This is a genomic window from Advenella kashmirensis W13003, from assembly GCF_000506985.1.
Taxonomy (GTDB): Bacteria; Pseudomonadota; Gammaproteobacteria; order Burkholderiales; family Burkholderiaceae_B; genus Advenella; species Advenella kashmirensis_A.
Genome location: NZ_KI650979.1, coordinates 467,818 through 480,259 on the forward strand (window position 1 = coordinate 467,818; position 12,442 = coordinate 480,259).

Sequence of the window (12,442 nt, forward strand, 5' to 3'; positions counted from 1 at the left end):
ACCAGACCGGCATTCGACATTCAGTTGAGTTCGGCGCCTGAAATCCTGACGCGCTCCTTCTGCACGACCCGGTCTTTTTTCAGGTAAGCCGTAAAACTGGTGCCGCTGGTGCCATCGACGATGAAGCCGCTGGGGGCAAGCGCAGTCTCGACAAATTGCCGGCTGGCCAAGGCCTTTTCAAATGCATTGATCAGTCGACTCAAGGCCGTCTCATCCATATTCTTGGGACCGTAAGCAGCAATGGTATAGCTTGATCCGATATTGTTCAAACCATTCTCTGCAAACGTTTCTACTTTCGGAATCGCCGCGAGCCGCTCTGGCGAGCCGACCGCAATCCCCTTGACCCCACCGGCGTTGATATGTGTGATGGCGGCGCTGCTGCCCGTGAAGCAGGCATCGATCCGTCCGGACATCAAATCGGGAAACATGGCGGACGACCCTTTGTAAGGCACATGGGTCAGCGCGATGCCCTGTGTGTTCGCCAGCATCGCCATGGGCAGGTGCGTCACCCCGCCAATCCCCGCCGATCCTCCTATCAATCCCTTTGACTTGGCATAGGCAATAAACGATTTCAGCGAATCCGCAGGAAAGTCCGGACGCGCGACCAGAACCAGTGGCACGCGCACAAGCAGGCAAATGGGCGTCAGATCCTCGGGCACATAATTGATTTTGTCATAAAGAAACTGACTCTGCGTAATCGGCGCTTCCGTGGAAATCAGAATGTGATAGCCAGCAGGCTCGGCCCGGGATACAGTTTGTGTGGCCAGCATTTCATTGGCTCCGGGTTTGTTCTCGACAACCACCGTTTGCCCCAGCGCTTTGCTCACTTCATTGCCCAGGGCGCGGGCGAAATTATCGACGTTTCCACCCGCGCTGTAGCCAATAATGAAACTGATGGGCTTTTTGGGGTAAGCCTGCGCCGGGGAAGACAGCAGGCTTGCCGCCGGCGTGGAAAAACCAGCGAGCGGGAGGGATAAGCCCGCCGTTAAAATAGCACGTCTTTTCATGACCGTTGTCTCCTATCGTTATTTGAATGTACTAACTCCTATCTACCGACTCCTCTCTACTGGCGCCTGTCTGCCGACGCATCAGGCAAAACTTCTACGACCACCCGGCGTCTACCTCCGCATAATCCGTGAATAACGACTGTTTGGACACGGCAAATCTGTTTTCACCAAAGATAGGCGCCGGACCGGGTATCAATTCATCACCATCACGCAAGACCGTCCCCCTGTCATGCAAATGAGGATGCAATGGCGCTTCGGACAGACTGAGCACGGGGCTGACGCAGGCGTCGATACCCTCGAAGAACTCCATCCATTCGTCACGTGTTTTCGTCATAAAGGCGTCGGTGAACATTTGACGGATGGTCGGCCAGTTTGCCTTATTATTGCGGTCAGGAGCAGATTGCTTCAGGCCCAGTCGAATAATGAGATTGTCATAAAATTTGGGCTCAAGCGCTCCCACGGCAATTCGTTTCTGATCACGGGTGTGGTAGGTGTCGTACCACGGAACCCCGCCATCCAGCGGGTTGCTCTCCCGTTCGTCCACCCACTGCCCCATGCTGTAGCGGCTGTAGATCAATGACATCAGCACCGACGCACCATCGACCATGGCGCAATCTATAACAATGTCCTGTCGCTGATCCTTTGGCCGTACCAGCGAAGACAGTATTCCTGTCAGAAGAAAGCACCCGCCACCTGCGAAATCGCCAATGATATTTAGCGGAATGGCTGGTTTATCCCTGGGCCCGATCGAATCCAGGATCCCCGATACCGCGATGTAATTGATATCGTGGCCGGCCTGAGTCGAGAGCGGTCCCTGTTGCCCCCAGCCTGTCATTCTGCCGAAAATAATATGCCGGTTTTTATCGAATACCTGCCGCGGCCCCATATTGAGCCGCTCCATGGCGCCGGGACGCATTCCTTCCACAAGCACATCGGCCTTTTCGACCAGTGAAAGTAGCTGCTGGCGACCCGTATCGGTTTTCAGATCAAGTTCCAGGCGCTTTCTTCCACGCAGGACACTGCCATACGTGTCTTTCGCGGTGCTGGCGCCGGGTCGTTCAATGCGAACGATATCGGCGCCAAGATCTGCGAGCACCATGCACGCCCACGGCACCGGACCCAATGCTTCGATTTCGACGATCCGGATTCCGGCCAGCGGTTTGCTGCCTGCAGAAGATGCCTCTGCGCCCGTTTTATTTTCCATGACTCGGCCCAAAAAGATCTGCTATTGCCTGAAGGCATCAAAGCCGGTCAGCTCCCTGCCCTGAATCAGGGCGAGAATGCCCGGCGTGCCGTCCGGTATGGTCAAGGTTCGCACGTCACGCGCCATTTGCTCCAGCCCCAGTTCCCGGCTTAACCCCATCGCACCGTGCACCCGCATGGCAAGTGCAATCGCTTTGTCGCAGGCATCAACAGCATAGCGCTTGGCCATTGCCGACAAACCATTTGCGCGTTCGCCACGATCAATAGCCGACAAGGCGTTGTAACAAAGCAGCCGGGACGCCATGACCAGTGTTTCCATATCGGCAAGGTCTACCTGAATGGATTGGAAAGCGCCAAGATTTTTGCCAAATTGCTTTCGTACCCCCACGTAGTCCCTGCTCATCTCCAGTGCCCGGTTCGCCAGGTGCACCGCCATCAGGCCGACCGTTGGCCGGTTCGCCAGCCAGGTGATGGTCAGCAGCTTTGCGGTATTGGCATCATCGGGACAGATATTGGCCGTGGGCACGACACAATCATTGAAGAGCACTTCACCTAGCGGTGCCTGGCACAGGCCGTGCATGCCCACTTCTTCAGATTCAAAGTCCGACTCCGGACGCTCGACCAGAACCCGTCCCATCCGATAGCCACCATCGCCAGTCGGAATCCGGCAGGTGATATGAATAACGTCGCATACCGTGGCATTGGAAATCCACTGCTTCCGGCCATTTACAACCACGTTGTCACCTGCAAATTCGCCGGTGGTCTTGATACCCCTGGGGTCTGAGCCGCACCCTGGCTCGCTGCTGCCCGTTGCACCGATCATCTCACCGGCCATCAATTTGGCAACATACTTCTCCTTTTGCTCCTCAGATCCACCAAAATAAATGCGCGTGGTGGTGGCCTCATGCGGCTGGACAATCAATCCAACCGTCGGCGGCATTTGCTCCATGATCAGACCGTAGTCCAGCATCTTCAGGCCCATGCCGCCGCCTTCCTCCGGCACTCGGGCCGAGGTCAGTCCCACATCTGCCGCCTTCGACAAAATATCAAGAACGTCATTTTTCTCAAGCGCCCTGTCCTTGTCTCTGGCGTCAAGCAAAGGCTGTATATGCTTGCGGCTGACGTTACTGGCCGCATCAATCAACATGCGTTGATCTTCCGTCAATGAAAATTCCATCTCCACATCCCTGATCGTTATCTTTTATGCTGCTTCCAGTCCCCGATTTCCGGTCTTCTTAACCGGCAATCACGCTGCTTTTTTCTCGGTCACTTCCACGACGATCCTGCCCACAGTCGACACGTCAAAGAAGCCGTCCATTTTGCTATCCAATTGCTCAAACGGTATCGTGCTTGCAATAAGATCAGATTTGGTGGGCTTCAGATCGGCTCCCATGCGGTCCCACAGCCGTTTTCGCTCCGGCATGGCCAGCTGTCGGGACACATTAATACCCAGGATATCCACCGAGCGCAATACGAATGGCAGGACCGTCATTTTGGTGTCCACGAACACCATGCCGGCAATCGCGACTTTGCCATGCGGTTTCACGTTCGCACACAGGCGATCGAGAAACTGCCCGCCCACGTTATCCATGGCGCCCGCCATATAAGCGCCGCTCACCATGGGCGCAGGGTCCTTCATAAAGTCTTCGCGCAGAATAATTTTAGAAGCGCCGATTTCCCGTAGATACCCCTCTTGCTCGCGTTTGCCCGAAATGGCAATCACCTCGTATCCAAGATTGGACAGCATATTGATCGCCAAGCTTCCGACGCCGCCCGTCGCGCCCGATATCCCGATCGGCCCGTCACCCGGTTTCAGCCCCGCTTTCTCGAACCGGTCTACCGCCAGGGCAGCAGTCAGGCCTGATGTACCCAACACCATGGCGTCCCATAAAGACAAACTGTCCGGCAAGGGCACTACCCATTCTGCCGGAACCCGTGCGTAGTCGGCGTATGCACCGTCATGCATGGTACCTAACTGATAGTTCGTGACAGCCACACGATCTCCTGGCGTGAACCTCGGATCCTTCGAGTGCAGAACGGTGCCCGACAGGTCCACCCCTGTCACGCAGGGCCGATCCGGGCGCACATTCTTGCCGACACCGCGGGCAGCCATCGCATCTTTGTAGGTGATCGCCGAATAGGCCACCTTGATTACGACCGCACCGTCATCAATGTCGTCCATAGACAATTGCTCGAACTTGCATACCGGTTTACCGTCAATCGTATGCACTCTGAAAGCCTTGAATTTTTCCATTTTGTTTCCGTTCCCTATTTCACACTTTGACCGATTGTTCGTAATTTTCCTGGCCGGTATACACGACACCATCGTCTTCCAGTGCCGCTATCTCAACCTCACTTAAACCCAGGTATTTGCTCAGAATATGTTCTGTGTCCTGACCGACTTTCTTTCCCGCCCATTTGATTGTCCCCGGCGTCGTGCTCAATTTGGGCACCACGCCCGCCAGCGTCACATGCCCCACGTCATCGTCCGGAACATTGATCAGCATTTTTCTCTGTTCAAAATGCGGGTCAGAGAAGATATCTTTCATGTTGAAGATTTTGGTCGCGGGCACCTCTGCCTGATCCAGGAGCGCCTGAATACTTGCCGAGTCTTTGCCCAACGCCCAGTCCTGTACGATCCGTTCAATTTCAGCCTCATTGGCATTACGCGCACTCTGGGTCCTGAACCTGGGGTCATCCGCCAATTGCGGTTGCGCCATGGCTTGCGTCAGCCTGCGAAAAACCGAATCGGCCAGTGCCGCAATATGAACGTACTGGCCATCGCCGCATTTGAAGATGGTGTTCGGCGCACTATTGGGAAGCCGGGAGCCAGCGCGTGTTTCTATCACTTTTTTCTGCGCATACGCAGGTACCTGGGATTCCACAAAACTGAAGGCCGATTCGATCAGGCTGACATCCACAATCTGGCCTGTCCCTGTCAAATCCCGGACTCTGAGCGCCATCAGGGTACCGATCATGGAATAGAGTCCGGTAATGTAATCGGTCAGCGGCATGGCCACGCGTGATGGCGGCCTGTCGGGTTCGCCGATCAGATCGCGCAGCCCGCTCATGGCCTCGCCGATCACGCCATATCCTGGCTTGCCGCTATATGGCCCTGTCTGCCCATAGCCGCTGATTCGGGTGAGAATAATGTCGGGTTTGATTTTCGACAATTCGTCGTATCCCAGTCCCCACTTTTCAAGTGTGCCGGGCCTGAAGTTCTCGATGACGATATCAAACTCAGGCAACAGCTTTTTAATCAGCGTCTGTCCTTCCGATGACCTGAGGTTGATTGAAATATTGTCCTTATTACGCAGAATGCTGGCGGCGTAAAGCGACTTGCCCTGATATTCATGGCCCAGGCCCCGGATCGGATCCCCGCCAGGAGCCTCGACTTTGACAACTTCTGCACCGAAATCGGCGAAGATCCTGCCACAAAACGGACCGGATACTGTGGATCCCAGTTCCAGCACTCTCACACCATAAAGCGCACCATTTTCCTTGAGCTGATCAAGAATGAAATTGGAATTATTCATGTACTCCTCCTTTCTGAAGTTCATTAAACTACGATTGCTCGTGAGTTCAAACCTCAATAATCAGAAAGGGGGTTCCTGTTTTTCCGAATCAGAATGGGGCAGTGAGTGAGTGGTTCAATAGTGCGGACCGTCGTCCTGGAAACGGTCCGTTTTCGCGGCGGTCTTAAGCAGGATTGCCGGTCTGCCGTTCACTATAAAGTTTAACCACTGCCGAGAAATCTTCGCCGCCATGGCCTTGCAGACTGAGAGTCTGATAGAGCTGTTGCGCCACTGCACCAAGAATCACCGGTCGTTTGACAGAACGGGCTGCCTCAATTGCCAGACCCATGTCTTTGAGCATCAGATCGCACCCAAATCCACCGGTGTAACCGCGTGCGGCGGGTGCCGTCTCCAGCGCGCCTGGATAAGGGTTGCATACTTCCGTACTCCAGCATCGGCCCGTCGACGTGTTGATGATATCAGCCAGAATTTTGGCGTCCATCCCCAGCGACACGCCCAGCGTCATCGCCTCGGCAGCGCCAGCCATGGAGATACCCAGCAACATATTGTTGGCCACTTTCGCAACTTGCCCATTGCCACTGGGCCCGCAATGGACGATTTTCCTGCCCATCGCTTCCAGAACCGGTTTTGCTGCCGAAAAACCGGCGTCGGTCCCGCCAACCATGAACGTCAAGGTGCCGGCCGCAGCGCCACCCGTGCCACCCGAGACAGGTGCATCGATCATCGGATTGCCTTGTTTGGACGCAATATCAGCAATCTCCCGTGCAGTATGCGGGTCAATAGTAGAGCAATCAGCGAGCATCACGCCCTTGCGTACAGCGGCAAGCAGCCCGCTTTCTCCAAGATACACAGACTTGACATGCGCTGCCGCAGGCAGCATGGTAATGATCATGTCTACGTCATGCCCGGCCACTGCAGCCGGACTCTCCGCGGCGGCGGCTCCCGCGTCAGTCAAAGATGAGACCGCTGTCAGGTTGATATCAAACACAACCAGCGCGTGACCCGCTTTAAGCAAATTGTGCGCCATCGGCGCGCCCATATTTCCCAAACCCAAAAAACCAATTTTCATCGTTATCCTCCAATAGTCGATATCTGTTATCGACACGAACCACAAAAAGCTCGCATCGATTCTGCTTCTTTATTTCAAACTGATGGTTGTGTTGACTTCCTGCGCCACCGTGCTGTCATCGAACCAGCGCTCGGTGATTGTCTTGGTTTGCGTGTAGAACATGACGACCTGTTTGCCATAAGGGCCCAGATCACCCAGCTTGGACGCCCTTGACCCGGTGAACGAAAAAACAGGCACCGGCACCGGAATCGGAACGTTAATGCCAACCTGACCCACATCGATATCTTCCTGGAACTTGCGGGCAGCAGCACCCGACTGCGTAAAAATCGCCGTGCCGTTGCCATTGGGATTGCGATTGATGAATTCAATGGCTTCGTCAATCGTGTCCACACCAACCAGGGACAACACAGGACCAAAAATTTCCTGCTCGTAAATATCCATACCCGGTTTCACGCCAGAAAAAATAGTCGGCCCGACAAAGTTGCCCGTTTCGTAGCCCGGCACCTGAGGAAGTCGGCCATCGAGTTCCAGCCTGGCACCCTGCGCGATACCCTGCTCGATGAGCGAAGACACCCGATCAAGTGCCGCGCGCGACACCAACGGTCCTACATCAACCCCTTGTTCCGTGCCGCTTCCGACCTTCAGTGCCCTGGCTTTTTCTACAATCTCGGGAACCCATGTTTGCGCCTCTCCCACCAGGACCACAACCGGCAACGCCATGCATCGCTGGCCCGCTGCGCCGAAGGCTGCACCTGCAATTGCATTGAGCGACTGCTCCTTGTTCGCATCGGCAAGTACAATGGCGTGGTTCTTTGCCCCCATCATGCACTGCGCCCGCTTGCCTGCCAGTGTTGCGCGGTTATACACATGCGTGCCGACTTTTGTCGACCCGACAAATGAAATAGCCTTGATGTCGGCATGATCGCACAAGGCATTGACCGCGCGCTCTCCGCCATGCACCACGTTCAGGACTCCGGCAGGAACACCGGCTTCCATCGCCAGTTCACACAGACGCATGGTAACCATCGGGTCCTGCTCTGAGGGCTTAAGTACAAATGTGTTACCGCAGGCAATGGCCATTGGAAACATCCAGAGTGGAATCATGGCCGGAAAATTGAACGGTGTTATGCCTGCGCACACCCCCAGTGGCTGCATCAAGGTGTAGGTATCCACTCCGGTGGCTACGTTATTGGCCAATTCCCCTAACTGCAAATTTCCAATGGATGCCGCATGCTCCACGACTTCAAGCCCGCGAAAAACATCCCCCTCGGCATCAGGCAAGGTTTTTCCTTGCTCTGCAGTCAGAATCGCTGCCAGCTCTTGCATGTTTTCACAGATCAGTTGCTGGTATTTCAGAAAAATGCGGGCGCGCGTTCCGATAGACGTCTTGCGCCATGTCTTGAAGGCCTCTTTTGCACTTTGAACGGCGAGTGCAATTTCGTCGTCGGTGGCAAATGGCACTTGCGCCAGCACTTCCTGGGTTGCCGGGTTGATCACGTCGCGCCACTCGGTGGTCGCGGACTCAACGAACCGGCCGCCGATCAGCAGCTTCACAGACGGGGTTGACGGAATGAGTGCGGGATTGATTGACATGCTGTCTCCTTGAATGATGACAATACGAAATTGCAAATGTGATGTGGCTTCAAGCTTAGGCCTGTAAAATTCACTGCACAATAGACAAAAACGCATTTGGCGTTGCGTAAATGCAAGGAGCGATTCATGGACTGGGATAATTTGCGGTTTTTCCTGGAAATAGCCCGAACGGGGCGGCTGGCCAGCGCGGCGCATCGCCTGGGGGTTGATCAGGCCACGGTTTCCCGGCGCATGACGGCGCTGGAGACGCAGTTGGGCCGTCGTTTGTTCGTGCGCTCGACCACCGGCATGTCGCTTACCGACGCGGGCCGCCAGCTTACGGTACAGGCAGAGGCAATGGAGGCCGCCGCAGCGGCAGTCGACGCACCGGGCGAAGACGCCGGCGATGTGATGTCCGGGGTCGTACGGGTCGGCGTGACCGAGGGGTTCGGAACGGCTGTGCTTGCGGAAAAACTGGCGAAACTGACAATCCTGCATCCCCTGCTCACCGTTGAACTGGTTGCTGTTCCCGCCATTGTGAATATTTCCCGGCGCGAAGCCGATATTGTGATTGCGCTGGATCGCCCGCAGCGCGGCCCCTATGTCGTGACCAAATTGAGCGATTACGTGCTGGGGTTCTATGCAAGCGAGGCGTACCTGTCACGAAGTGCTCCGCTGAATGTGCCAGAGGATCTTCGCCATCACCGCTTGATCAGCTATGTCGATGATCTGCTCTACACCAAGGCTTTACGTTTTCTGAATCACATGCGCGCGCCGAACTTTGCTTTGCGTAGCACCAGCGTAACCGCACAATTGCATGCCACCGCGGCCGGCGCGGGCGTGGCCGTTCTGCCTGCTTTTATCGCGAATGATTGCCCTGGGGTGCGCCCCGTGTTGCCGGATATTCGATTTACACGTACTTTCTGGATGTCCATGCCAGAAGAAATGCGTCATCAGAGTCGCATGAAGAAAACGTGGGATTTTTTAAGGCAGGTCGCCGAGGAGCACCGGGCAGGTTTGCTGCCGGAATAAACCAGACCAGAATTTTGTCGAATACATTCAAGACTGGTGTATCAGGATAGACGTATGAATCCGGGCTACTGCTATATTTTGCCATTCCTGATTCGGTCAAAAACGTTCTGCTTCGCCTCTTCGACCGTCAATTTGCCTTGCATAACAAGTTCCAGATCGGCTAATGCTTCGGCGTCAGGAGCCAAACCTTCAAGAGCCAAAGATCCAATTTCGGACCTCATTTCTTGACGGAACTCCTCTGATTGCACGTCCATACTGAGCCCATATAAAAAAACCAAGTTCTATTATAAAAAAACGTTATTTATCAGACACTAAAATCGATCTCCGCGCGTAATATGAACGAACACGGACATATCACTTTTACCATCAAATAAGATACATTAACGTACTTTGACAAGTCGCTGCGCTTCACCTTAAGATTCTTTCACGAACCTTAAACCCTGGAGTTAGCATGAAGCGTTTTCCCTCTGCCGCTGGTTATTTTCACCCTGTTCTGCCTGCAACAATCCTTATCGCAACTGTCGCTCTGCCCGCACAGGCCGTCCTTGCGGCCGAAGGCGATCATCTGACTTTCGGGCTGGGCGCGGGTATTGTTCCGCGTTATGAAGGTTCTGATGAACACCGGGTAACAGCGGTACCGCTCATTGATGCCCAATATGGGCTTTTTTTTGCGCGTTCGGGTGACGGTCTCGGCCTCAAACTCCTGCAGACGCCCCAGTTCACGGCCGGCGTGGGCCTGAACTGGATGCAGGGATACGACAGAGATGATGTGCCGGACGGCATCGGCAAACTGTCTGACGCGCTCGGCGCACGCATCTTTGTATCAACCCATTTTTCCGGGGCCGTTGCCACCTTGTCGGCAACTCAGGCGGTCACCAAAAGCGAGCGCGGACTGATCGCGAACGCCCGTCTGTCCTATCCCTATGACGTGACGGATCGCTTCAAAGTCGTTCCCAGCGTGGCCGTCAATTGGGCCAACGCCAAATATATGAACAGCTACTTTGGGATTGATTCAGAACAGGCTGCGCGCTCCGGCCTGTCAAAATATCATCCATCAGCCGGATTCAAGGATGCCTCATTGCGTGTCGGGTTTAATTACGAATTGAGCAAAAACTGGAACATCACAGGCGCTGTTGGGGTGAGCCGCCTGCTTGGCAATGCGGCTGACAGCCCTTTGGTCAAACGCAAGACGCAAGTCGTTGGCGCCATTGGCGTGACCTACGATTTTTAATCGTATATGTAATCTAGGCTCGGGTGGGTTGTCCGGCTGGCCGAACCAATGGCAAAAAAACGGTATCCACCCAGGCAATGCGCAATGACTCTGGAGGCGCGCAGCGATGCATCATGACATGATGACGCAATAGATCGCGCAACAGGGTTTGAATGGCAGGATTGATTTTATTGGGGTCAATCTCTCCACGTATGGCTGCCCGCTCGTATATGAGATCAAGATTGTCGGGTTGCCCCGCCCTTAAAGCCATCCGCAACTCCGCGGGCGAAGCGAATTTCTTTCGAAATGCTTCGTTTTCGAGCAGCGCGTTTACAGTCGAAAAAATGGGAGCAAACACGCTCAGCCGATTCAAGTATTCCAGTAATTCGCTTCGTACATCTCCCATATCAGGCACATGCCGAGGATGCTTCGCCAGTTGGTGCTGTAACGCAGCCAGGACAAGCATCGGCTTGCTTTCCCAGCGTCGGGCAAGGACTGAACGACTCGTATTGGCCGCCGTCGCAATCATTTCCATTGTCAGATTCGTGTATCCGTGTTCGTGCAGCTTTTTCCAGGCCACATTAATAATGGCATGCTCTAGTGTTGCGCCACGCCGACGCGTTTTTACCGGTTTTGCCAAGGCCATATAGCGGGAACTCTGCCAAGTGTCGAGAAATGTGGTTTTGAATAAAATATTTTAAGATATTATCACGTATCTTATTTTTGGCTTTGGACGGGTGCATCAAACGCCCAACAGTGACCGATAGCCCGGCGTACTCGAGCTTACCCGTCACCAGACGTGGACGTTTACTCTCATTGCGTGGAGGTATATAAAATTTCTTTGATGAACTTCTCCACTGCGCGAGACGCCCCCGTAAGCGGATGTTGTGTGGAGGTAGCGATCCAAGTGGTCTGCTTGATGGTTGGATTACAAAGATAACGGGCTGTCAGCTGATTGCTATTTATTGCTTTGGCGTAAGTACCGGCCGGAGATAAAGTGACAAAACCGGAGGCCTGCATGGCTTCCTGGATTAATGAAGAAGTACCCGCTTCCAGAGCGATATTGAGCAAGATCCCGTGATTAGCAGCGGCTGTCAAGACGTGATCTGTGAGGCTGTTGGGTCGGGCCGGCATGGCGATGGGTACCCCGTGCAAAACATCAAAAGAAATTTCCTTCTGCCGGAATAAGAGATGATCCGGCGAGCCAATGACGGAAACTTGGCCTCGCATAAGCTGATCAGCATGAATCGGCCGGACATCGCCATATCGGTTAAACACTCCAATATCTACCCGTCCGGAACTAAGCCATTCTTCTACTTGGCCACTGTAGGCCTCCAACATACGCAACCGTATACCCGGGTGAATGGATTGAAGCCGGCGTACCAAACTGGAGGCCAGATGTCGCGATACTAAAGGGATGACACCGACTGCAACGTCTCCGATTAATTGGGTTCGCGTGTTGGAGACCACTGCGTCGAAAGCTTCCAGTTCGGCTATCAGAGATTGAACACGCGGCATAATGCGTTGCCCAAAATCCGTTAAGACAACGCCACGACCGTGGCGATGAAACAGTTTCTGGCCCAATCGTACCTCCAGTCCCGCCACCTGGCGGCTTAATTGAGACTGCGAAATGCCCATGGAAACAGCCGCACGCAGAAAACTGCCGTGAGTAGCGACCCCAATGGCCGCTTTCAGACCGGGAATGGCAACAGATGGAGCAGCAGAAACGGCCATATTAACCTCTCTTTCTGTTAGGAGTAGAAACCTAGAATTGTATTTAACACATATCTGATAACTAATAATTGCGTATTCA

The 12,442-nt window shown here is 54.2% G+C and carries 11 protein-coding genes; 2 read left to right on the forward strand and 9 right to left on the reverse strand.

Annotated elements, in window-relative coordinates; translation table 11 throughout:
• Positions 1 to 20: 20 nt before the first annotated feature.
• The 7 genes from W822_RS0123130 to W822_RS26355 all read right to left on the reverse strand — a co-directional run bounded on the left by W822_RS0123130 (position 21) and on the right by W822_RS26355 (position 8,408).
• Positions 21 to 1,007, reverse strand: a complete 987-nt coding sequence (locus W822_RS0123130; protein WP_024003507.1) for a Bug family tripartite tricarboxylate transporter substrate binding protein — start codon at positions 1,005 to 1,007, stop codon at positions 21 to 23.
• A gap of 94 nt (positions 1,008 to 1,101) precedes the next feature.
• A complete protein-coding gene (locus W822_RS26330) occupies positions 1,102 to 2,211 on the reverse strand; it encodes a CaiB/BaiF CoA transferase family protein (protein WP_024003508.1) in 1,110 nt (369 codons plus the stop codon).
• 21 nt (positions 2,212 to 2,232) lie between these two features.
• A complete protein-coding gene (locus W822_RS26335; RefSeq protein WP_172642757.1) occupies positions 2,233 to 3,375 on the reverse strand; it encodes an acyl-CoA dehydrogenase family protein in 1,143 nt (380 codons plus the stop codon).
• An 81-nt stretch (positions 3,376 to 3,456) separates the two neighbouring features.
• Positions 3,457 to 4,464, reverse strand: a complete 1,008-nt coding sequence (locus W822_RS26340; protein WP_024003510.1) for an acrylyl-CoA reductase family protein — start codon at positions 4,462 to 4,464, stop codon at positions 3,457 to 3,459.
• A gap of 19 nt (positions 4,465 to 4,483) precedes the next feature.
• Positions 4,484 to 5,746: a CaiB/BaiF CoA transferase family protein gene (locus W822_RS26345; RefSeq protein ID WP_051401579.1), complete on the reverse strand. Its 1,263-nt coding sequence runs from the start codon at positions 5,744 to 5,746 to the stop codon at positions 4,484 to 4,486.
• A gap of 163 nt (positions 5,747 to 5,909) precedes the next feature.
• Positions 5,910 to 6,815, reverse strand: coding sequence for a 3-hydroxyisobutyrate dehydrogenase (gene mmsB, locus W822_RS26350; protein ID WP_024003512.1), 906 nt, complete (start codon positions 6,813 to 6,815; stop codon positions 5,910 to 5,912).
• Between the two features lie 69 nt (positions 6,816 to 6,884).
• On the reverse strand, positions 6,885 to 8,408 hold the full coding sequence (locus W822_RS26355) for a CoA-acylating methylmalonate-semialdehyde dehydrogenase (protein ID WP_024003513.1): 1,524 nt from the start codon (positions 8,406 to 8,408) through the stop codon (positions 6,885 to 6,887).
• Between the two features lie 126 nt (positions 8,409 to 8,534).
• Between W822_RS26355 and W822_RS26360 the strand changes: the two genes are divergently transcribed.
• Entirely contained in the window at positions 8,535 to 9,419 is an 885-nt protein-coding gene (locus W822_RS26360; protein ID WP_024003514.1) for a LysR family transcriptional regulator, read from the forward strand.
• A gap of 451 nt (positions 9,420 to 9,870) precedes the next feature.
• A complete protein-coding gene (locus tag W822_RS26370; protein WP_024003516.1) occupies positions 9,871 to 10,650 on the forward strand; it encodes a MipA/OmpV family protein in 780 nt (259 codons plus the stop codon).
• A gap of 13 nt (positions 10,651 to 10,663) precedes the next feature.
• Here W822_RS26370 and W822_RS26375 read toward each other — a convergent pair whose 3' ends face one another.
• Entirely contained in the window at positions 10,664 to 11,275 is a 612-nt protein-coding gene (locus tag W822_RS26375) for a TetR/AcrR family transcriptional regulator (protein ID WP_024003517.1), read from the reverse strand.
• Positions 11,276 to 11,442: 167 nt separating this feature from the next.
• Positions 11,443 to 12,363 carry a LysR family transcriptional regulator gene (locus W822_RS26380; protein WP_024003518.1) on the reverse strand — a complete coding sequence of 307 codons (921 nt, stop codon included), beginning with the start codon at positions 12,361 to 12,363 and terminating at the stop codon, positions 11,443 to 11,445.
• Between the last annotated feature and the right edge of the window lie 79 nt (positions 12,364 to 12,442).